This window comes from Stenotrophomonas sp. YJH_SMC_54 (assembly GCF_059368435.1).
In genome coordinates, this window is the sequence record NZ_JCAFRS010000009.1 from 168,987 (window position 1) to 191,004 (window position 22,018).

General features: G+C 68.3%; 17 protein-coding genes. 5 read left to right on the forward strand and 12 right to left on the reverse strand.

Features of this window, described 5'->3' with window-relative positions:
• Positions 1 to 80: 80 nt before the first annotated feature.
• The 10 genes from AC5P5S_RS12545 to baeS form a co-directional block, all read right to left on the reverse strand.
• Entirely contained in the window at positions 81 to 1,379 is a 1,299-nt protein-coding gene (locus AC5P5S_RS12545) for a DUF58 domain-containing protein (RefSeq protein ID WP_049397688.1), read from the reverse strand.
• A complete protein-coding gene (locus AC5P5S_RS12550; protein WP_005411535.1) occupies positions 1,376 to 2,362 on the reverse strand; it encodes an AAA family ATPase in 987 nt (328 codons plus the stop codon). Before AC5P5S_RS12550 ends, AC5P5S_RS12545 begins: the two co-directional genes overlap by 4 nt.
• Complete coding sequence (locus tag AC5P5S_RS12555) at positions 2,359 to 3,543, reverse strand: DUF4350 domain-containing protein (RefSeq protein WP_049397689.1); 1,185 nt, start codon at positions 3,541 to 3,543, stop codon at positions 2,359 to 2,361. Before AC5P5S_RS12555 ends, AC5P5S_RS12550 begins: the two co-directional genes overlap by 4 nt.
• Positions 3,540 to 5,162: a DUF4129 domain-containing protein gene (locus AC5P5S_RS12560; RefSeq protein WP_049397698.1), complete on the reverse strand. Its 1,623-nt coding sequence runs from the start codon at positions 5,160 to 5,162 to the stop codon at positions 3,540 to 3,542. The genes AC5P5S_RS12555 and AC5P5S_RS12560 overlap by 4 nt, the downstream gene beginning before the upstream one ends.
• Positions 5,152 to 6,144 carry a stage II sporulation protein M gene (locus AC5P5S_RS12565; protein ID WP_005411532.1) on the reverse strand — a complete coding sequence of 331 codons (993 nt, stop codon included), beginning with the start codon at positions 6,142 to 6,144 and terminating at the stop codon, positions 5,152 to 5,154. The genes AC5P5S_RS12560 and AC5P5S_RS12565 overlap by 11 nt, the downstream gene beginning before the upstream one ends.
• On the reverse strand, positions 6,141 to 6,830 hold the full coding sequence (locus AC5P5S_RS12570) for an RDD family protein (RefSeq protein ID WP_005414811.1): 690 nt from the start codon (positions 6,828 to 6,830) through the stop codon (positions 6,141 to 6,143). The genes AC5P5S_RS12565 and AC5P5S_RS12570 overlap by 4 nt, the downstream gene beginning before the upstream one ends.
• Before the next feature lie 123 nt (positions 6,831 to 6,953).
• Entirely contained in the window at positions 6,954 to 7,484 is a 531-nt protein-coding gene (locus AC5P5S_RS12575) for a gamma carbonic anhydrase family protein (RefSeq protein WP_005411530.1), read from the reverse strand.
• Between the two features lie 140 nt (positions 7,485 to 7,624).
• The gene (locus tag AC5P5S_RS12580) at positions 7,625 to 8,446 is read right to left on the reverse strand and encodes a nucleotidyltransferase domain-containing protein (RefSeq protein WP_005411529.1); all 822 of its coding nucleotides are present in this window, start codon (positions 8,444 to 8,446) and stop codon (positions 7,625 to 7,627) included.
• A 134-nt stretch (positions 8,447 to 8,580) separates the two neighbouring features.
• A complete protein-coding gene (locus AC5P5S_RS12585) occupies positions 8,581 to 9,270 on the reverse strand; it encodes a response regulator (protein ID WP_062605410.1) in 690 nt (229 codons plus the stop codon).
• Positions 9,267 to 10,670, reverse strand: coding sequence for a sensor histidine kinase efflux regulator BaeS (gene baeS / locus AC5P5S_RS12590; protein WP_062605412.1), 1,404 nt, complete (start codon positions 10,668 to 10,670; stop codon positions 9,267 to 9,269). The genes AC5P5S_RS12585 and baeS overlap by 4 nt, the downstream gene beginning before the upstream one ends.
• 117 nt (positions 10,671 to 10,787) lie before the next feature.
• On the opposite strand from baeS, the gene smeA reads away from it, so the two are divergent.
• The 3 genes from smeA to smeC are packed head-to-tail and all read left to right on the forward strand — an operon-like array spanning position 10,788 to position 16,558.
• On the forward strand, positions 10,788 to 11,984 hold the full coding sequence (smeA, locus tag AC5P5S_RS12595) for a multidrug efflux RND transporter periplasmic adaptor subunit SmeA (RefSeq protein WP_062605413.1): 1,197 nt from the start codon (positions 10,788 to 10,790) through the stop codon (positions 11,982 to 11,984).
• Positions 11,985 to 11,996: 12 nt separating this feature from the next.
• Positions 11,997 to 15,146 carry a multidrug efflux RND transporter permease subunit SmeB gene (smeB, locus tag AC5P5S_RS12600; protein ID WP_062605415.1) on the forward strand — a complete coding sequence of 1,050 codons (3,150 nt, stop codon included), beginning with the start codon at positions 11,997 to 11,999 and terminating at the stop codon, positions 15,144 to 15,146.
• Positions 15,143 to 16,558, forward strand: coding sequence for a multidrug efflux transporter outer membrane subunit SmeC (gene smeC / locus AC5P5S_RS12605; protein ID WP_062605417.1), 1,416 nt, complete (start codon positions 15,143 to 15,145; stop codon positions 16,556 to 16,558). The genes smeB and smeC overlap by 4 nt, the downstream gene beginning before the upstream one ends.
• 170 nt (positions 16,559 to 16,728) lie before the next feature.
• Here smeC and mnmG read toward each other — a convergent pair whose 3' ends face one another.
• Complete coding sequence (mnmG, locus tag AC5P5S_RS12610) at positions 16,729 to 18,618, reverse strand: tRNA uridine-5-carboxymethylaminomethyl(34) synthesis enzyme MnmG (RefSeq protein ID WP_088611075.1); 1,890 nt, start codon at positions 18,616 to 18,618, stop codon at positions 16,729 to 16,731.
• Between the two features lie 549 nt (positions 18,619 to 19,167).
• The gene (locus tag AC5P5S_RS12615) at positions 19,168 to 19,659 is read right to left on the reverse strand and encodes a hypothetical protein (protein ID WP_062605420.1); all 492 of its coding nucleotides are present in this window, start codon (positions 19,657 to 19,659) and stop codon (positions 19,168 to 19,170) included.
• A gap of 159 nt (positions 19,660 to 19,818) precedes the next feature.
• On the opposite strand from AC5P5S_RS12615, the gene AC5P5S_RS12620 reads away from it, so the two are divergent.
• Both AC5P5S_RS12620 and AC5P5S_RS12625 read left to right on the forward strand, forming a co-directional pair.
• A complete protein-coding gene (locus AC5P5S_RS12620) occupies positions 19,819 to 20,781 on the forward strand; it encodes a pyridoxal-phosphate dependent enzyme (protein WP_062605422.1) in 963 nt (320 codons plus the stop codon).
• Positions 20,766 to 21,410, forward strand: a complete 645-nt coding sequence (locus AC5P5S_RS12625) for a YdcF family protein (RefSeq protein WP_024958800.1) — start codon at positions 20,766 to 20,768, stop codon at positions 21,408 to 21,410. Before AC5P5S_RS12620 ends, AC5P5S_RS12625 begins: the two co-directional genes overlap by 16 nt.
• The last annotated feature ends 608 nt before the right edge of the window (positions 21,411 to 22,018 follow it).

A 22,018-nucleotide genomic window follows, 5' to 3' on the forward strand; every position in this document is an offset into this window, starting at 1 on the left:
GTTTCGTGCCAACCAAGGTTGGCACCTACCAGAGCGATGTGTCGGTAGTGCCGGCCGCTGGCCGGCAACCGCTCCCGGTATCAGAGCAACCCTTCGCGCTTCACCGCCAGATAGCGCTCCACCAGTGCACCGGGCAGGGCGTCGGCGGTCACGTCCAGCACCATCACCTTCTCGCTGCGCAGCGCTTCATGCGCTTTCGCGCGCTGCTGCAGGTACAGCGCCGCGGCGCCGGCCTGTGCCGCGTCCTCCAGCGACTGCACCTCTTCATCGAGGACAGCATCCAGTTCGCGCTCGCGCAGGCTGGCCACGCACACCAGGTGGCGTTTCTGCAGCAGGCGCACCGCCGCCAGCAGATCCTCGATGTCTTCGTCGCGCACGTTGCTGACCAGCATCACCAGCGCGCGCCGGCGCTGGCGCAGCGACACTTCGGTGGCGGCGGCCAGGTAGTCGGTGGCCACCGCGCGCGGCTGCAGATCGTAGCTGGCACGCAGCAGGTGCTCGACCGTGCCCATGCCACGCTGCGGTGCCACCCAGCGGCGCTCGCCACCGGTGGCGAACAGGCCGGCAGCATCGCCCTGGCGCAGCGCCAGGTAGGCCACCACCAGAGAGGCGTTCAATGCATGATCGAAGTGCGAGAGCCCGCCTTCGCTGGCCAGCATGCGGCGGCCACTGTCGAGCATCAGCAGCAGCTGCTGGTTCTTCTCGTCCTGGTACTCGCGCGAGACCAGCTTGCGCGCACGCGCGGTGGCCTTCCAGTCCAGCTGGCGCAGGCTGTCGCCGATGCGGTACTCGCGCATCTGGTGGAAGTCGGTGCCTTCACCACGGCGGCGCTTCACGTGTGCGCCGACCAGCCGCGAGGCCTGGTCGGCACTGAACAGGGCGAAGCGAGTGAGCGGTACGAAGTTCGGATAGACCCGCACGTCCAGCACGGGAGGCAGCGTGCGTTGCTGCCACCACAGCCGCCATGGCGAGCGCATGCGCAGGTGCACGCCGTCGAAGCGGAAGCGCCCGCGCTGCAGCGGCTGCAGGTGGTAGTGCAGGGTGGACGCGCTGCCGGGCTTCAGGCGCACGCGCTGCGGCAGCGACTCCAGCGGCCAGCCGCCGGGGACCAGGTCGAACACCTGCACCGTCATCGATGCGTCCGCCTGCAGCCGCAGCGCGGCCTCGCGGCGCACGCCCAGTGCCAGCGCTTCGGGCAGCTCACGCTGGATCTGCGGCGATGGACGCCGCGTCTGCCGCCACAGATCCATCAACGCTGGCACGGCAATCGCCACCGCCGCCAGCGCCCAGCTCCAGCGCGGCAGCAGGCCGCCCAGCACCAGGCCACCCAGGGCGGCCCAGGCCAGCAGCAGCGCCAGCAGCAGCGGGGCCGGCCTCATCGGCGCGGTGCTTCCACCTTGGCCAGCAGTGCACCCAGCACGTCGTCGGCGTCCTGGCCTTCGATCTGCAGTTCCGGTGCCAGCGCGATGCGATGGCGCAGCGCGGGGCGCGCGATGTCGCGCACGTCGTCGGGGGTGACGAAGTCACGGCCGGCCAACACCGCCTGCGCGCGCGAGGCACGTACCAGCGCGATGCTGCCACGCGGGCCAGCGCCGACCGCGATACCCGGCCACTGCCTCGTGGCCGCCACAATCCGCACCGCGTAGTCGATCACTTCGTCATCGACGGTGATCGCCGCCGTGGCACGTTGCAGTTCCAGCAGTTCGCCGGCACCGAGCACGCGCGGCACCTGGCTCAGGTCGAAATCGCTGGCGGCGCGGCCGCTGGTGATCGCGGTCACCATGCGCTTCTCGTCCTCCAGCTGCGGGTAGTCGATCAGCACCTTCAGCAGGAAGCGGTCCAGCTGTGCTTCGGGCAGCGGGTAGGTGCCTTCCTGCTCCAGCGGGTTCTGCGTGGCCAGCGCCATGAACGGCGGCGCCAGGGTGAAGGCCTTGCCTTCGATGGTCACCTGGCCTTCCTGCATCACTTCCAGCAGCGCCGACTGGGTCTTGGCCGGTGCGCGGTTGATCTCGTCGGCCAGCAGCAGGTTGGTGAACACCGGGCCGCGACGGATCTTGAAGCTCTCGCTCTTCGGGTCGTACACCGCGTGGCCACTGACGTCGCTGGGCATCAGGTCGGGGGTGAACTGCACGCGGCCGTAATCCAGTTCCAGGGCCTGTGCCAGCGCGCGCACCAGCAGGGTCTTGCCCAGCCCGGGCACGCCCTCGATCAGCACGTGGCCACCGGCCAGCAGGGCCACCAGGATCTGGTCCAGCACATCAGCCTGGCCGATGAAGGCGTGGCCGACGGCATCGCGGATGGCATCGACGCGTTCGATCAGGCGGGCGTTGGCGGCCGCCGGCAGCTCGGGGACTTCGGTCATAGCAGGGATCTCATCTGGAGCAGCAAGCGGATGCGCTCGCGCAGGGCGGAGGAATCGTGCGGCGGAGGGGGCGTGAGCGCGCTGGCAACGCGGCCTTGCGGCCACTTCAGCAGCTCGGCGATGGCCTGATCGCGCGGCGCACCATCCAGTGCGGCGGCAATCGGTGCGCGCAGGCGCAGGCGGTGCAGGAACAGGGCGAGTACGGCCTCGTACAGGCGCGCGCCGTGGCCGAAACGCAGCAGCAGTTCACCACTGGCGCGCACGTGCTCCAGCAGCGAACGGCGTTCCAGAACCGGCGACGGCAGCAGGCTGCCGAAGCGCTGCGAGCGGCCCCACAGCCAACCCAGCAGGGCCAGCAGCAACGGTGCCCACAGCGGCCAACCCTGATAGAACATGCGCGACCACAGCGACGGCGGGCGGCTGGCATAGACCAGCCAGACCGCACCCTTGCCGTAGTTCGGATCGAGCAGGTAGCGGGTCAGGTCGCGATGCGACGCGTCGTGCAGGCCGTCGCTGGCCTTGCCCCCTGCGGAGGCCAGGCGCGCCGCCGGTGAGTCCACCTCGCTGCGCATGAACTCCATGTCGGCCAGCACGCTCACCTTGCCCTGGCCATGGCGCAGGCGCGCGAACACCAGGTCGCGATCCGTGCCCCAGCGACGTTCGGCCTGCGCACTGGCGGCAAAACCCAGGGTGAAGCGACGGCCACCGCAGAATTCGACGTGGCCAGGATCGTCGTCGACATGGAACGGCTGGCAGTCGCTGCGCTGGAACAGGCTGTCCACGCCCAGCCGGTCCAGCAAGGGGCCCTGCGTGCTGCCGGCATCGTCCTCGGCCGGCGGCGGTGTACGTACCAGCAGGTGGCCGCCACCGTCGACCCAGTCCAGCAGCGCGCTGGCAACGGGCGGCGGCAGTTCGCTGCTGTCCTGCAGCAGCACCACCGTATCGTTCGGCCCCAGTGCCATCTGCTGCAGTTCCAGCCGTGGCCGCGAGTGCACGTCAATGCCATCGGCGCGCAGCGCCTGGCCGAGTACGTACAGCGGGTTGTAGGCGGCTTCGCCCTGTGGCGGCAGCCGGATCGTCTCGGTCACCCGTTCGTGCGTGCGCAGGTAGAGGATGGTCAGCGGTACACCGAACAGCACCAATGCACCGAGCAGCAGCGACCAGAACAGGCGCGGACTCATGCCTGCCACCCGTACTGCTGGCGCAGGGTATCGGCCAATGCATCGAAATCGGCGCGGCTGGGCAGGCGGCCACCGTAGGCGGCGTACTGCCACATGCGCACGATGCGCGCGAATAGGTCACGGTCGCTGGCCTCGGGCATGCGCCGCGACGCGCGCAGGCATTGCGCTTCGGTGGCACCGGGTGGAAGCGCGATACCGCTGCGCTCGCCCACCGTGCGCACACTGGCGCGGTACAGCAGGGCCAGCGCCTGCCGCGGCCGGCCCTGGTCCCAGAGCAGGCCAGCCTGGGTGGCCACGTCCGGCGGCAGCACCACCGGCAACTCCACCTGTTCCTCCAGCACCTCCGGTGCAGCGTCGGCCTTGCGCCGGCCACTGCCACGCAGCCATGGCAGCCACAGCCGCGCGGTCAGCAGCAGCACCAGCAGCAGGATGCCGAGCAGGCCCCACAGGCCCCATTCGGCCAGCCGTGCCAGCCAAGCGATGCCGTCCCTGCGCGCTTTGCGTTCACCTTTGCTGTTGGTGTCACGCTGCAGCTGCTTGTCTTCCTTCTTTTTTTCCTCGGCCTGCTCGATCGGCTTCCAGCGGGTGACCTCGCGGGTCGGGCGCTGCAGCGGGTCCTCATAGGCGCGGTTAACCGCTTGACGGAAACCGGCGGTGTCCACCGGCGTGCCACCGAAGATGGTGGCCGGCGTGTTGGCCGGGTCGATGGTCGGTGCTTCGTTGCCTTCCTCGGCATCGATGCCATGGTCGTTGGGCTTGCCCATGGCACGTTCGGGCTCGGCATCTGCGTCCTGCGCATGCACCGGGGCGGAGACCAGCGGCAGTGCCAGGCACAGCAGCAGCGCCAGCGTCGATGCCGCCGGCAGCAGGCGATCGCGCAGGCGGCGCAGGGCGATTTCGACGTCCCAGGCTTCCATCTGCGTACGCCGGTTCAAGTACAGGCCAAAGCCCGCACCGACGAAGAACGGGCCGATCAGCGCCGAGGCCAGCCAGCTGGCCAGATTGAAACCGAAGCGTGCCCATGCCGGCGTGTCCTTGCCGATCATGTCCCAGGCCGCACGCCAGGATTCGGACATCAGGTCCAGTGGCATGAACATGAACACTGCACCGATGGCGCCGGACACCAGCACCGCTTCGAACGCCATGCAGGTCACGGTCAGCACTGTCGCCGCACCTGCGGCGCCGGCAGCCACCGCACGGCGGCGTGGACCGCGCTGGCCCGGTGCGTTGCCTTCCAGCAGGTTCACCGGCAGGCACAGGCTGCGCAGCACGCTGAAGCGACGCCAGCCCAGGTAGCCCCAGGAACCAGTGTTGCCCCAGTGACGCTGCGCACGCAGGGCCGAAAGTGTGCTGACCGGTTCGCCGAAGATGCCGCGCGACAGCACATACAGCGGCGCACGCTCGAACAGTGGCTTGCACCACCACATCGCCAGCCAGGCCCAGCCGAAGGCATCCAGCCACCATCCCAGCGCGTTGAAGATCACGAACAACGGAGCACTGGCCAGCAGCCAGCTGCCCCACACGGCGCGCGCATGGCGGCGGGCGAGGGCACTGCCCAGCTCCATAGCTTCCCAGCCGCTGCGTGCACGCAGCACCACGTCCAGACGGTCAATGCGCATGGCCGCCTCCACGCCCGCCACGCCACAGCCACAGCAGCACGCCGGCCCAGAGCACTCCGGCGACGCCGAACTTGGTCCATGCGGGGACTTCAGCGATCGACGACCAGAACGCTTCGATGAAGGCTGCGACCAGCAGCATGAACGCCACGCCCAGGCACAGCCGCGCACCGATGCGGCCACCGTCGACCAGCGCGTCCAGGCGGCTGCGCCGGCCCGGTGCCAGCAGCTTCATGCCCAGCTGCAGGCCGGCACCGCCGGCGATCACGATCGCGGTCAGCTCGAACGCGCCATGGCCGGCCACGAAGCGCCAGAATGGTCCACCGTGTCCGATGTGCTGCAGGTGGCCGGCCACCGCGCCGATGGTGACGCCGTTGAACAGCAGCACCAGCAGCGTACCCAGCCCGGCCAGCAGGCCGCTGGCGAAGGTGCGCAGGGCAATGCTGATGTTGTTGAGGATGTAGTGGCCGAACATCATCCAGTCGGTACCGCTGTCGCGGCCCAGTCGTTCGGCGGCAGGGTCGTACATGCGCTCCATCGCGGCGATCTGGCGGTTGTCCATCAACGTGTGGATCAGGTCCGGGTAGACCTGTACAAGCACGAAGCAGGCGATTGCCGGCAGCGCGAACATCGCCAGCGCCACCCACATGCTGCGTGCCTGGCTGCGCACGAGCAGCGGGAAGTCGGCCACGAGGAATTCCAGCGCGGCGCGCCAGCGCGTCGGCCGTGTGCGGTACAGCACACTGTGGCCCTGCTGCATAAGCTGCTGCAGGCGCTGGACCAGCTGCGGGCTGTAACCGCGCTCGCGGGCCAGCGCCAGCTGCTGGCACAGGCGCCGGTAGCGCTGCGGGACGGCGGTATCGTCCAGTGCCAGGCCGCTGGCCTTGCGGCGCGCGCGGCGCGAGGCGCCGGCACGCAGCAGCAGCCACTGTTCCAGCTCCTGCCATTCCTGCTGGTAGCGGGCGACGAACTGTTCCTGTTTCATCGCCGCCCCAGCAGCCAGTTGGCCATGGCGTACAGGCGCAGCACGGCGACCTGGCCGTGGGTGCCGGTCAGGGGCTCGGCAATGCCGGCCAGCTCCTGCTGGCGGGCCGCCGACAGCCGTGGCGCGCGCTCGGCGAAGGCCATCAGCGCGGCCTGTTCCTCCGGCCGCAGTGGCTGCGGCGGGGCCAGCACGCTGTCGATGGTAGGTGGCGGCGGCAGGTACAGCACAGGCGCGTGCACCACCACGGTGCCGGCCACCAGGTCGCCGAGGCGGCGGCCGTGCGGATCGAACAGGCTGCTGACCAGGCCCAGTGCATAGCCGAACGGCAGCATGTCCACCGTGCGCAGCAGGTTGCGGGTGATCGCCGCCATCCAGCCCACGGGCGCGCCATCGCGGGACAGCACGCGCAGGCCCAGCGCGCGCTTGCCCAGGGTACGGCCCCACAGCGCCTCGCACACGATCGGGTAGACCCAGTAGACCAGGAACATCAGCACCAGGTTGAGGCCGGAGCCGAATTCGTCCAGCACCGCCAGCGGAATCGCCATCAGCACCAGTACCGCGATGCGCACGCCAAGATCGACCAGCCAGGCCATGGCCCGCGGCAGCGGTCCGGCTACCGGCAACTGAAGCAGCACACCCTCCGGCGTCACCACCTCACGGTAGGTATCGAGCATCGGTGCGGCCATCAGCGCGGTGGCCTTCGTTGTGGGCGCCGGAGTCCTCTCCGGCTGGCAACCACAGGCATGGGGGTCTCGACAGGTCCTGGTCGGGCCCAGACTTTAGCAGAGCCGCGCGGCAGCGTTGGCTGCTCAGCCCCGGTATTCGTCCTTCAGCCGCACGTAGTGGTCGGCCGAATAGTGCAGCGACTCGATCTCCTTGTCGCTCAGCGTGCGTGCCGGCCGGGCAGGGTTGCCGACCCACAGCTCGCCTTCGCCCACCACCTTGCCGGGGCCGATCACCGCACCGGCGCCGACGAAGCCATGGCGCTCCACGCGGGCACCGTCGAGGATGCAGGCGCCCATGCCGATCAGGCTGTAATCGCCGATCGTGCAGGCGTGGATGATGCAGCCGTGGCCGACGGTCACGCCTTCGCCGATCAGGGTCGGGTAGCCGGCCTTGTTGTACGGGCTGTGGTGGCTGACGTGGATGATGGTGCCGTCCTGCACGTTGGTGCGTGCACCGATGCGTACGTAATTGACGTCACCGCGGATGACCGTGCCCGGCCACACCGACACGTCGTCGCCCAGTTCCACGTCGCCGATGATCGTGCACGACGGGTCGATGTACACGCGCTCGCCGAGGATGGGCATCTTGTCGCGGAAGGGGCGCAGCGGGTTCATCGGGGTCTCCGGAAATCAGGGCGTTCGCGACGATGATACCCGTGTGGTAGTGCCGGCCGCTGGCCGGCAACCGCGCGGCACGCCTGGATTTCCGTGGTTGCCGGCCAGCGGCCGGCACTACCAGCGGCAGGTGCGGCTCTTCATGCAGGCGCGTGCTCGGCCAGCATCTGCCGGAACAGCTCATCCAGCCACGCAGCATCACCTCGTCCGGCGGGCAGTTGTGGCGCCTGCGCAGTCCGGATGGCCAGTTCACGATCGATGTAGTCGCTGATCGCCGCAATGCGCGGCCCGGCGGCGACCTCGGCGCTGGCCCGTTTGACCGCCAGCAGGGCATCGATGACTTCACGCACCGCACCGTCTGGCAGCAGCCGGTCCAGCAGATCCTCGAAGGCCATCGGCGGGGGTGTCTGTTCGTGCTCTATCCACTGGCAGGCCAGCAGTGGGCGCAGCACGTACAGGTACTTCTTGGTGCGCACCGTTTCGCCACGCAGGTAGCCGCGATGGTTCGAGCGCGCCATGTTGAAGTAGTGCCACCACGTGCCCAGCGGCGAATGGAACGCTTTCGCTGCTTCCCACAACTGTGACACCGCCGCCTGATCCTGCTGGTAGACGATCGGCGAGCGCAGCCACTCGATCAGGGTCGGATTGGATTTTGAAACCAGTCGCAGTGCCTTGCGCAGGTCCCAGCCGCTCACGTCGAGCTCATCGTCGATCGGCAGTTCGATCACATCGCGCTGCGCTTCGCCGGGACCGGTGCTCTCGTTGACGCTGAGATACCAAGGCTGGCGATGCACGTAGATGAAGCGCGCGTCGTAGTCGCTGTCGGGCGAGGAAAAGCCCCAGCCGCGGCTGCCCGACTCGCAGGCCAGCAGCACGCGTACGTCGTAGCGCTGTTCGATGTCAGCCAGGGTGGAAAGGATGGCGGCGCGCTTGTCCGGCGCGATCGGGTGGATGTCGTCCATGCCGTCGTGATTCGTTGATGTCGAGCGTTCTCGACTGTAACGCAAGTGCGCACCGGTAGTGCCGGCCGCTGGCCGGCAAGCTCACGGGCGCACTTGGAATTCTGCGGTTGCCGGCCAGCGGCCGGCACTACCGGCTAGGGTTCGTAGCTGTAGCCCATCCCGTACACCGAACGGATCGGTTCGCCTTCCATGCCGGCATCGGCCAGCTTGCGGCGCAGGTTGCGCACGTGGCTGTCGACGGTGCGGTCGACCACCACGCGATGGTCCAGATAGAGGCGGTCGAGCAGCTCATCGCGCGCCCAGATCCGGCCTGGCGTGGCCAGCAGGGTGCGCAGCAGGCGGTACTCCACCGGCGTCAGGTCCAGGCCCTTGCCGTTCCAGGTGGCGCGTGCCGCCGGTTCGTCGATGTGCAGCCCGCTGTTGGCGCGTGCAGCGGGATCCGGGCGATAGCGGCGCAGTACCGCCACCACCCGCGCGACGACTTCGCGCGGGCTGAACGGCTTGCAGATGTAGTCGTCGGCACCGATGTCCAGGCCCAGCAGGCGGTCGATCTCTTCCACCCGTGCGGTGACCATGATCACCGGTACGTCGCTGCCGGCGCGCAGTTCGCGGCACAGGTCCACGCCGTCGCGCTGCGGCAGCATCAGGTCCAGCAGCACCAGGTCGGGCTGGTAGCGCACGAACGCGTCGATCACCTGGCCACCGTCGTCCACCCACTCGCTGGCCATGCCGGCGGCGGCCAGGTAGTCGCGCAGTACCGAGGCCAGGCGTGGCTCGTCCTCGACGATCAGGATCTTCGTGGACGTGGCGGGCGACGCACTCATGCAGGCTCCGGCAGGGTGATGACCACGCGCAGCCCGCCCAGCGGCGAGGGCGCGGCGTGGATGACGCCGTGGTGGGCGAGGATGATGTTGTGGCTGATGGCCAGGCCCAGCCCGCTGCCGCCACTGGCGCGGTTGCGCGAACTTTCCACGCGGTAGAAGCGTTCGAACAGCAGTGCACACTTGTCGGGCGGAACGCCCGGCGCGGTGTCTTCCACGACCAGCTGCACGCCGGCAGGCACGCGCGCTGCCTGCACGCGTACGCGGCCACCGGCATGGGTGTAGCGCAGTGCGTTTTCCAGCAGGTTGGCCAGTACCTGCTGCAGGCGCCGTTCGTCACCGGACACCTGCAACGGCGTGGCGGGCAGGTCTTCTTCCAACGCCAGGCCTGCATTGGCGAAGCGCACGCGCATGCCATTGAGTTCGCTGCGCAGCAGCGCCACCATGTCCAGTGGCGCGAAGCGGTACGCCAGGCCGCCGGACTGGGTCATCGACAGGTCGTGCAGGTCGTCGATCAGCTTGCCCAGCTGGCGGATCTCGCCCTGCAGGCCCACCAGGTTGGCCCGGTCCAGCGGACGGATGCCATCTTCGATCGCCTCCAGCTCGGCGCGCACCACTGCCAATGGCGTGCGCAGCTCATGCGAGATGTCGGCAATGAAGGCGCGGCGGTTGCGTTCGGTATCGTCCAGCGCCTGCGCCATCCGGTTGAAGTCGTTGACCAGCGCGTCCAGCTCATCGTCACTGGTGCGCTCGATGCGGGTGGCGTAGTCACCGGCGGCCAACCGGTGGGTGGCAGCGGCCAGCTTGGCAAGGCGCTGGCGCAGCGCACGCGATACCAGCCAGGCCAGCAGTACCGTCACCAGCAGTAGCGCGATGCCGATCACCCACCAGGCGCGCACCTGGGTGTTGTAGAAATTCAGGTCGTTGGTGGCGATGACGGTCTGGAACGGCACCATGCCCAGCCAACCGACGGTCTGCCCGTCCACCTGCACCGCATGCGGCTCGTCATCGCTGGTGGCGTCGGGGTTGCCGGCCACGAAACGGTGCTGCGCGTCGAACAGGCCCAGGCGCGACGGCACGCCGGTCTGGTCGGACAGCGACGGCACCGGTCCTTCGTGCCCATGGGCCAGGTCCGGGCGCAGCAGCCGCGCCCAGCGGTCGCCATCACCGTGCAGATGCTCCCAGCCACCGTGCTCGCGGTACTCGCGCTGCAGGTGTGGCATCAGCCGCTGCATGCGCAGGTCGCCCTGGTCGTTGAGGTAGTCCAGGAAGCCGGTCTGGAAGGCCACGCGGCTGGCAACACCGTTCACTGCCAGCACCAGCAGGCAGGCGGTGAAGATCGCGAGGAAGGTCTTCGCGGTCAGGCCGAATTTGAGTTGGAACTTCGCCATCGCGAAGGCCATTAGCGGCGCATGCGGCGCCGAAAGCAAGCGCCAGCTGAGCCCGTCGCACAATCTCCATATTCTCTGCACAGTTTCACGGCAGCGTGCACGGGTCAACGAAAGGCCCCCACGCCCTCCATGTCCCTCCTGCGCCCGCTGTCCCGTTCCCCGCGTCCCCTGCTGTTGCCCCTGCTGCTGGCCCTGGCGGCCTGTTCGGCGGGCAGGACCGATGCCCCGGCCATGCCCGAAGTGGGCGTCATCATCGCCCGCGCGCAGCCGCTGGCACTCCAGCAGACCTTGCCCGGCCGTGCCTTGCCGTTCGAGATCTCCGAGGTGCGGCCGCAGATCGGCGGCCTGATCCGCCAGCGGTTGTTCACCGAAGGCCAGCAGGTCAAGGCAGGGCAGCTGCTGTACCAGGTCGACCCGGCACCGTACCAGGCGGCCTTCGATACCGCGCGCGGGCAGCTGGCGCAGGCCGAGGCTACCGTGTTGTCGGCACAGCCGAAGGCCGAGCGTACCCGCACGCTGGTGAGCATGGATGCAGCCAGCAAGCAGGACGCCGACGATGCCACCTCGGCATTGAAGCAGGCGCAGGCCAACGTGATTGCCGCGCGCGCTGCATTGCAGGCTGCCCGCATCAACCTCGACTACACCCGGGTGACCGCCCCCATCGACGGCCGCATCGGCACCTCCAGCGTCACCGCCGGCGCGCTGGTCGCGGCCGGCCAGGATACGGCACTGACCACCATCCAGCGGCTGGACCCGGTGTACCTGGATGTCACCCAGTCCAGCACGCAGATGCTGGCGCTGCGCAAGCAGCTCGATGCGGGCCTGGTGAAGGCCATCGATGGCAAGGCACAGGTAAAGGTGCTGCTGGAGGACGGCAGCACCTACGCGCATGAAGGCACCTTGGAGTTCGTCGGCAGCGCAGTGGATCCGGGCACCGGCAACGTGAAGCTGCGCGCGGTCATTCCGAACCCGGACGGCCTGCTGTTGCCGGGCATGTACCTGAAGGCGGTGCTGCCGATGGCCACCGACGCGCGTGCCCTGCTGGTGCCGCAGAAGGCGGTGGTGCGCAACGAGCGCGGCGAACCGCTGCTGCGCCTGCTCGACGCCAAGGATCATGTGGTCGAGCGCCGCGTCAGCACCGGCCAGGTGGTCGGTAACCAGTGGCAGATCACCAGCGGCCTCAAGGCTGGCGAACGGGTGATCGTGAGCAACGGCAGCGCGGTATCGCTCGGCCAGCAGGTGAAAGCGGTGGCGGCCACGACGGCGCAGTTGGCGGCGATGCCGGCGGTCGATCCGAACGGCAACACCGACGAAAAGTCGCACTGAGGCCTGGCCCACATGGTTCGTTTCTTCATCGACCGGCCGATCTTCGCCTGGGTGATCGCCATCGCGGTCAGCCTGCTCGGCCTGCTCGCGATCCTGATCCTGCCGGTGGACCGCTACCCGCAGATCGCCCCGCCCACCATCACCATCCGCGCCACCTACACCGGCGCCTCGTCGCAGACCGTGGAAAACGCGGTCACCCAGGTCATCGAGCAGTCCCAGCAAAGCCTCGATCACCTGATGTACATGACCTCGACCAGTGCCTCCGACGGCTCGGCGCAGGTCAACCTGGTGTTCGCCACCGGTACCAATCCGGATACCGCGCAGGTGCAGGTGCAGAACCAGCTGCAGGCCGCCATGGCCACGCTGCCGCAGGCGGTGCAGCAGAACGGCCTGACCATCACCAAGTCCAGTGGTTCGATCTTCGAGGTGCTGTCGTTCACCAGCGAAGACGGCAGCATGGACAACTTCGATGTCGCCAACTTCATGGAAGCGCGCATCGATGACCAGATCAGCCGTGTCAGCGGTGTCGGCAACATCCAGCCGATCGGCCAGGAATACGCCATGCGCATCTGGCTGGATCCGGAGAAGATGCGCCAGTACGCGCTGATGCCCTCGGACATCGAGACCGCATTGCAGGCACAGAACACCGATGTCTCCGCCGGTGAGCTGGGTGGCCAGCCGGCGCTGAAGGGCCAGCAGCTCGACGCCACGGTAACCGCGCGCAGCCGCCTGCACACGCCCGAGCAGTTCGCGCAGGTGGTGCTCAAGGCCGATGCCAACGGCAGCGTGGTGCGTCTGGGCGACGTGGCAAAGATCGGCCTCGGGCCGGAAAGCTACGACAGCATCAGCACCTTCAATGGCAAGCCGTCGGCGTCGCTGGGCATTGAACTCAATGCCGGTGCCAACGCGATCGCCGTCTCCAAGGCCATCGATGCACGGCTTCAGCAGCTGCAGAAGTACTGGCCGCATGGCTACACCGCCCACGTGGCCTTCACCACCACGCCATTCGTGACCATTTCGCTGAAGGAAGTGGTGATCACCCTGATCGAGGCGATCATCCTGGTGGTGCTGGTGATGTACCTGTTCCTGCAGAACTGGCGCGCCACGCTGATCCCGACCATCGCGGTGCCGGTGGTGCTGCTGGGCACGTTCGGCGTGCTGGCTGCATTCGGGTATTCGATCAACACCCTGACCATGTTCGCACTGGTGCTGGCCATCGGCCTGCTGGTGGACGATGCCATCGTGGTGGTGGAGAACGTGGAGCGGGTGATGACCTTCGAAGGGCTGGCGCCGAAGCCGGCCACGCTGAAGGCGATGGGCCAGATCACCGGCGCGCTGGTCGGCATCGTGCTGGTGCTGACCGCGGTGTTCCTGCCGATGGCGTTCTTCAGCGGTGTAACCGGGGTGATCTATCGCCAGTTCTCGGTGACAATCGCCGCCGCGATGATCCTGTCGGTGCTGGTGGCGATGACCATCACCCCGGCACTGTGTGGCAGCATCCTGCACCAGATTCCCAAGGGCGGCCATCCGCATGGCGACCACGGTGGCGAGCCGAGCCTGCTGGGCAAGTTCTTCATCTGGTTCAACCACCGCTTCGAGCGCACCTCCAACGGCCTGCGTCACCGCGTGGATGGCTTCCTCGGCCGCCGCACGCTCGGCGTGCTGTTCTACCTGGTGCTGAGCGTGGCCACCGGCCTGTTGCTGTGGCACCTGCCGGGCGCGTTCCTGCCCGATGAAGACCAGGGCATGCTCAACGCGCTGGTGAAGCTGCCGGCCGGTTCCACGCTGGAGCAGACGCGGGCGGTGATGGATCGTCTGAGTGCCGTCGCGGTGAAGGACGACGGCGTGCTCTCGATCCAGGCCACCGCCGGTTTCAGTGTTACCGGCAGCGGCCAGAACGTCGGCCAGGCCTTCATCCGGCTGAAGGACTGGGATGACCGCAAGGACGACGCCGATACCATCGCCGCACGCTTGACGCGGGCGATGGCCAGCGTGCCCGATGCGCAGGTGTTCATCACCTCGCCACCGGCCATCCTGGGCCTCGGCGATGCGGGTGGCTTCACCCTGGAACTGCAGGACGAAGGCGGTGCAGGCCATGCCGCCGCCGTGGCCGCGCGCAACACGCTGCTGAAGGAAGCCGCCAAGGACCCGAAGCTGGTCAACGTGCGCTATGCCAGCCTGGAAGATGCACCGGTGTATGCGGTGAAGGTGGACGACGCCAAGGCGCAGGCGATGGGCGTGAGCCCGCAGGACATCAATGACACCTTGAACGCGGCGCTGGGCGGCGACTTCGTCAACAACTTCATCTACAAGGGGCGCATCAAGAAGGTGTTCATCCAGGGCACCGCCGAAGCACGCATGCAGCCGCAGGACATCGAGCGCTGGAGCGTGCGCAACCAGGCCGGGCAGATGGTGCCGCTGTCGTCGCTGATCAGCACGCATTGGACCAGCGCGCCGGCCGCACTGCAGCGCTACAACGGCATCTCGGCGATGGAAATCACCGGCCAGCCGGCACCGGGCGTCAGCTCCGGCGAGGCGATGGCCGAGATCGCGCGCCTGGCCGACACGCTGCCGGAAGGCTTCAGCCATGCCTGGTCGGACATGGCCTACCAGGAACAGCTGTCGGGCAACCAGGCGCCGATGCTGTACGCCATCTCGCTGCTGTTCGTGTTCCTGTGCCTGGCCGCGCTGTATGAAAGCTGGGCGGTGCCGTTCGCGGTGATGCTGGCGGTGCCGGTGGGCGTGTTCGGCGCCGTGCTGATGATGAACCTGCGTGGCCTCAACAACGACGTGTACTTCCAGGTCGGCCTGCTGACCACGATTGGTCTGGCAGCGAAGAACGGCATCCTGATCGTCGAGTTCGCGCGCATCCTCGAACAGCAGGGCAGGGACACCCGCGACGCAATCCTGCAGGCGGTTTACCTGCGGCTGCGGCCGATCGTGATGACTTCGCTGGCGTTCCTGATGGGCGTGTTGCCGCTGGTGTTCGCCACCGGGGCCGGTTCGGCCGCGCGCCGTTCGCTGGGTACCGGCGTGGCCGGTGGTACGGTGGCCTCGATGGTGCTGGGCATGTTCTTCGTGCCGTTGTTCTACCTGCTGGTGCGCCGCCTGTTCCCGGGCCGCGCGCCGGCCGACGCCACTGTCCCGGAGACAAGCCCATGAAGCCGACGCTGCTGCGCGCCCTGGCGGCCGCAACGATGACCGCCGTGCTGGGCGGCTGCGTGAGCATGGCCCCGCACTACCAGCGACCCGAGGCGCCGGTGCCGGCACAGTTCGGCAATGCCGCCATCGGCGCGGCCGAACCGGCACTGGCGATGCCGGCCTGGCGCGACGTGTTCCTGGAACCGCGCCTGCAGCAGGTCATCGCGCTGGCGCTGCAGAACAACCGCGACCTGCGCGTGGCGGTGCTGCAGGTGGAGAAGGAGCGCGCGCAGTACCGCATCCAGCGCGCGGCACTGCTGCCGTCGGTGGATGCCAGCGGCAGTGTCACCCGTTCGCGGGTGAGCGATGCCAACAGCGAGACCGGCGTCACCCAGGTGACCGAATCCGATGCCGTGCAGGTGGGCATCAGCAGCTGGGAGCTGGACCTGTTCGGGCGTATCCGCAGCTTGAAGAACGAGGCGCTGCAGAACTGGCTGGCCAGCGCCGAGAACCAGCGCGCCGCGCGCACCAGCCTGGTCGCCGAAGTGGCGACGGCGTGGCTGGCGCTGGCCGCCGATGGGCAGTCGCTGGCATTCACGCAACAGACCCTGGACAGCCAGCAGCAGACCCTGCAGCGCACCGAGGCCCGCCATGCGCAGGGGGTGGCCTCGGGCCTGGACCTGTCGCAGGTGCAGACCAGCGTGGAAGCCGCGCGCGGCGCGCTCGCCAAGCTGCAGACGCAGCAGGCGCAGGATCGTGATGCATTGCAGCTGTTGGCGGGGGCGCCGCTGGATCCGGCCCTGCTGCCGACAACGCAGGTGCTGGAAGGCAGCGTCGCGCTGGCTCCGCTGCCCGCCAACCTGCCCTCCAGCGTGTTGCTGCAGCGCCCGGACGTGCTGTCCGCTGAGCATGCGTTGCAGGCAGCCAACGCCGATATCGGTGCCGCGCGCGCTGCATTCTTCCCGACGCTGACGTTGACTGCCAACTACGGGCACAGCTCCACCGCGTTGTCGACGCTGTTCTCGGCCGGCACCCGTGGCTGGTCGTTCGTGCCCAGCATCACCGCGCCGATCTTCCATGCCGGCGCACTGAAGGCGTCGCTGGATGCCTCGAAGATCGGCAAGGACATCGGCATCGCGCAGTACGAGAAGGCGATCCAGCAGGCCTTCAGCGAAGTGGCCGATGCGCTGGCCACGCGTGATCACCTGGCCGCGCAGATCGATGCGCAACGCGCGTTGGTGGCCGCCAGCCAGCGCAGCTACACCTTGGCCGATGCGCGCTACCGCACCGGACTGGATGGCTACCTGCAGTCGTTGGATGCGCAGCGCAGCCTGTATGCCGCGCAGCAGGACCTGATCGCCCTGCAGCAGCAGGAAGCGGGCAACCGGGTGACGTTGTTCAAGGTGCTGGGTGGTGGCGCGGACGCGCGGTAACGGGCCCGCCAATGTGGGTGTGCCTTCCGCTCCGGTAGGTGCCGACCTTGGTCGGCACAAATGCATGCAGCATCGCGATCTGATGATTCGTGCCGACCAAGGTCGGCACCCACCAGGGCAGACTCATGTGCCGACCCAGGTCGGCCCCCACCAGAAGCAGGTGCGACCGCTTATGCCACGCGGCCGCGGCGCGCCCGCTCCAGATGCACCAGCAGCAGCGAGATCGCTGCCGGGGTCATGCCCGGGATGCGCTGCGCCTGGCCGATGGTCTGCGGGCGCACGCGCTCCAGCTTCTGCAGCGCTTCGGCCGACAGCCCGCGTACCGTCGCATAATCGAAGGCTTCAGCGATCGGCGTGGCTTCGTGCCGCTGCTGCCGCTCGATCTCCTCGCGCTGGCGATCCAGGTAGCCGGCGTACTTCACGCCGATCTCCACCTGCTCGGCCACCTTGGCGTCGGCCACGGCCGGGCCCAACGACGGCACCTGCATCAGCTGCGCGTAATCCAGCTCGGGGCGCTTGATCAGGTCCAGCACATTGGTTTCGCGGCTGACCGCCACGCCCAGCGTGTCCTGTACCTCGCGGCCCAGTGCATTGGCCGGGGTCGCCCACAGTGCGCCCAGGCGCGCGCGCTCGGCGGCGACGGCGGCCTGCTTGGTTTCGAACGCGCTCCAGCGATGGTCATCCACCAGGCCCATTTCGCGGCCGGCGGGGGTCAGGCGCTGGTCGGCATTGTCCTCGCGCAGCTGCAGGCGGTATTCGGCGCGGCTGGTGAACATGCGGTAGGGCTCGTTGGTGCCGTGGGTGATCAGGTCATCCACCAGCACGCCCAGGTACGCCTCGTCGCGGCGCGGGCACCAGCCATCCAGTCCACATACCTGGCGTGCGGCGTTGAGGCCGGCCAGCAGGCCCTGCGCGGCCGCTTCTTCATAGCCGGTGGTGCCGTTGATCTGGCCGGCGAAGAACAGGCCGTTGACCAGCTTGGTTTCCAGCGAGGCCTTCAGCCCGCGCGGATCGAAGAAGTCGTACTCGATCGCGTAGCCGGGGCGGGTGATGTGCGCGTTCTCGAAACCACGGATGCTGCGCACCATCTCCAGCTGCACGTCGAACGGCAGCGAGGTGGAGATGCCGTTGGGGTAGATCTCGACGATGCCCAGGCCTTCGGGTTCGACGAAGATCTGGTGGCTGGCCTTCTCGGCGAAGCGCACTACCTTGTCCTCGATGGACGGGCAGTAGCGCGGGCCGATGCCTTCGATCTGGCCGCTGTACAGCGGCGAGCGATGCAGCGCGTCGCGGATGATCTGGTGGGTCTGTTCGGTGGTGTGGGTGATCCAGCAGCTGACCTGCTGCGGATGCTCGTCCACCGAGCCGAGGAAGGACATCACCGGGCGCGGGGAATCACCGGGCTGTTCGTCCATCACGCTGTAGTCCAGCGAGCGGCCATCGATGCGCGGCGGCGTGCCGGTCTTCAGGCGGTCCACCTGGAACGGGCGCTCGCGCAGGCGCGCGGCCAGCGTGGTGGCCGGCGGGTCGCCCATGCGGCCGGCGGCGTACTGGGTGGGGCCCACATGGATCTTGCCGGCGAGGAAGGTACCGGCCGTCAGCACCACGGCCCCGGCGTCGAAACGCAGGCCGGTCTGGGTGATGACGCCGCGCACGGCGTCGCCTTCGATGACCAGATCGTCCACTGCGGCTTGGAACACGGTCAGGTTGGCCTGGCCTTCGACGATGGCGCGTATCGCCATGCGGTACAGGTTGCGATCGGCCTGGCAACGGGTGGCACGCACGGCCGGGCCCTTGGAGGCGTTCAACGTGCGCCACTGGATGCCGGCGCGGTCGGCGGCATGCGCCATCGCACCGCCCAGGGCGTCGATCTCCTTGACCAGGTGGCCCTTGCCGATGCCGCCGATGGCCGGGTTGCAGCTCATCGCGCCCACCGTTTCGATGTTGTGGGTCAGCAGCAGGGTGCGCACGCCGGTGCGGGCCGCGGCCAGCGCGGCTTCGGTGCCAGCGTGGCCACCGCCGATGACGATGACGTCGTAACGATGGAAGGACGGATTCATGGGGGCTGTTCAGCTGGGGGCGGGCGCGGCCGGGGGGCGGCGCCGGGGTGGCGATTTTAGCGCCATTCGGGGCCGGGACGTCGGTACCGGCCGGCCGGCGCCGAAATCAGCCCTAAAGTTGGCAGGATTTTTGCAGATAACCCAATAGCACCCACCGTGGCTGGCGCCGTAGGCGCCCGTGACCGGAATTGGAACAGGGGCCGGTACAGGCGCACGGTGGGGGAGCAGAGGGCCGGCAGTCGGGGGACTGTCCGGCCCTGTTTTTTTGGGGTGCCGGGAAAGGCCCGGTCCACGCATGGCGTGGATCCACCGACGCTGGGGCTCTCGCCGGTTGGCGGCCCGGCAAAACAAACGGCCCCGCATTGCGGGGCCGTCTGCCTTCAGAGGTGCCGACATCCGACAGGGCCGGAACAGGGGGGATCCAGATGTTCCTGTCGGATATCGACGTAGAGCTTTTTGCGGCGGCCCGTGTCGTTTTTGTCACTTTGTGACGCGGGCCGTCACTGTCCGCGTAGATTGCGGGTTGGACCGTGTGAAATGCAAGACGGTTCAGCGCTCAACTGTGCGCTGCGTCGCACGATCCATGTTGCGCCAGGGGGAACCGTTCATCCTCGGCGCACTCGGTGCCGGGGCCGGGCGGGCCTGCGGCGCGGGCGACGGCGGCTGCATGTTCGATTGCGGCGGGCGGCGCATCGAATCCATGTTCCGCCACGGGGAACCGCCGTTGTACGACGGCCGCGGCGGCGGCGGCGGACGGTTCTCGCCACCGTTGCCGGGCGGACGCGGCGGCGGGCGGTGGTTGTGCGGCGGGCGGTAGATCGGGCGCGAGTAGTACGGGTTGCCATAGCCGCCGTAATAGCCGCCATAGCCACCGTAGTACGGGTAGCCGTAGTTGTAGGGATAGCCGGCCGGGTAGCGGTACTCCACCGACGGCGCGCCGTGGTAGTAGCCGCCACCGCGGCCACCGCCTACATAGTCGTAGGTGGTGCAGCCAGTCAGGCCCAACAACAGGCCACCGGCAAGCAACAGGCGCATTTTCATGGTGGGTCCCCCCAGAGGACGGATGTGCAGCCAGCTTCGTGCGCGGGCATTGAATCGGCCCTTAATTCGGCTGGCCAGGATGAATGGAGGCGTAGGCCTGCATGCTGGCATGACCTGTGCCCCGGTCGCCAGCGCGGGGGCATACGTTAATCTTGCGTCATGAGCGATTCACTGTTGCCCCGCGCCGATGATGTCCTGCTTGCTGCTGCGAGGATTGCCCCGCATGCCAGCGTGACCCCGGTGCTGCGCTCGCGCACGCTCGATGCGATGACCGGCGCACAGCTGGCGTTCAAGGCCGAGCACCTGCAGCGTGGTGGCGCATTCAAGTTCCGTGGTGCCTGCAATGCGGTGTGGTCGCTGGATGCCGATTGCGCCAGTGCTGGTGTGGTGACCCATTCCTCCGGCAACCACGGCGCCGCGCTGGCCCTGGCCGCACGCACCCGGGGCATCCCCTGCCATGTGGTGGTGCCGGAGGGGGCGGTGGCCGCCAAGCTGGCCAACATCGCCCGCCACGGCGCCACGCTCTGGCGCTGCCCGCCGACCATCGCCGACCGCGAGGCCACCTGCGCCAAGGTGCAGGCCGATACCGGTGCAACCCTGGTGCATCCCTATACGAACCCGGCGGTGATGGCCGGGCAGGGCACCGCGGCCCTGGAACTGCTGCACAGCGACGGCCCGTTCGACGCGCTGGTGGTGCCGGTGGGCGGCGGTGGCCTGGCCAGCGGTACCGCGCTGGCCCTGCAGCACGCCAGTCCGCAGCCCCGGCTGATCCTGGCCGAGCCGGCCGGTGCCGATGACACCGCGCGCTCGCTGGCCATCGGCGAGCGTCAGGGCGCGTTCACCCCGGACACCATCTGCGATGGCCTGCGTACCCTGATCGGCGCGCCCAATTTCGAGTTGCTGCGCGCCGCCGGCGCCGAGGTGATCGTGGTCGATGACGCCGCGACGCTGGCGGCGATGCGCCTGCTGTGGGACGTGCTCAAGCAGGTGGTGGAACCCTCTTCGGCCACCGTGCTGGCTGCGGTGCTGGCGCAGCCGCAGCGCTTCGCCGGCCTGCGCGTGGGCCTGGTGTTGTCCGGCGGCAACGTCGACCTGCCAGCGCTGCGCTGGGGGGCGGCGTGAGCCGCGGGCGGCACCGCGAACGCACCGGCCTGCTGGGCTGGTTGTGGCGGCTGTTCGTGCTGCTGGTGATCTGGCTGCTGGGCGTGACCGCCTGGATCGTCTGGGTGGGTGAACGCGACCAGGCCGCCAAGGCCGACGCCATCATCGTGCTGGGTGCGGCCGCCTATGACGCCAAGCCGTCACCGGTGTTCGAAGAACGCATCCGCCACGGGCTGGATCTGTATGAAGCACGCTATGCGCCGCTGCTGATCTTCACCGGTGGCTATGGCGGCACCGGTGCGCGCTTCTCCGAGTCGCAGGTGGCGCGGCGCTATGCGCTGAAGCATGGCGTGCCGGACGATGCGATCCTGATCGAAACCGCTTCGCGCAATACCGTGCAGAACCTGGTTGAAGCCAAGCGGCTGATGGACCAGCGCGGCCTGCACCGGGTGATCGTCGTCAGCGATCCGCTGCACATGGCGCGCGCGCTGCGCCTGAGCAAGGCGCTCGGCATCGATGCGCTGGCCTCGTCCACGCCCAGCACGCGCTTCCGCAGCTTCCACACCAGCTGGCGCTTCCTGGTGCAGGAAATCTATTTCTTCCACCGCGACCTGGTGCGCCCGCCGTTGAGTTCGCCGGCCAATACCTGAGGGCGGAAGCCTGCGTTGCGCACGGCCTCGCATTTGGTAGTGCCGGCCGCTGGCCGGCAGATGCCCCCCATGGGATTGTGATGTTGCCGGCCAGCGGCCGGCACTACCAGACGGTCAGGTCTGCTTGCGCCGGATCGGAATCGCCGACACCGCTCGGAATTGGCAGGTGCCAACCTTGGTTGGCACCATCTGTCAGATCGCGATGTCGCCGGCACTGTGCCGACCAAGGTCGGCACCCACCAGAGCGATTCGCGTATGGCGTGGCATTTGGTAGTGCCGGCCGCTGGCCGGCAGATGCCCACCATGGAATCGTGAGGTTGCCGGCCAGCGGCCGGCACTACCAGACGATCAGGTCTGCTTGCGGCGGATCGGAATCGCCGACACCGCTCGGAATTGGCAGGTGCCAACCTTGGTTGGCACCATCTGTCAGATCGCGATGCTGCCTGCACTGTGCCGACCAAGGTCGGCACCCACCAGAGCGATTCGCGTATGGCGTCGCATGCGGTAGTGCTGGCCGCTGGCCGGCAGATGCCCATCATGGAATCGTGAGGTTGCCGGCCAGCGGCCGGCACTACCAGACGATCAGGTCTGCTTGCGGCGGATCGGAA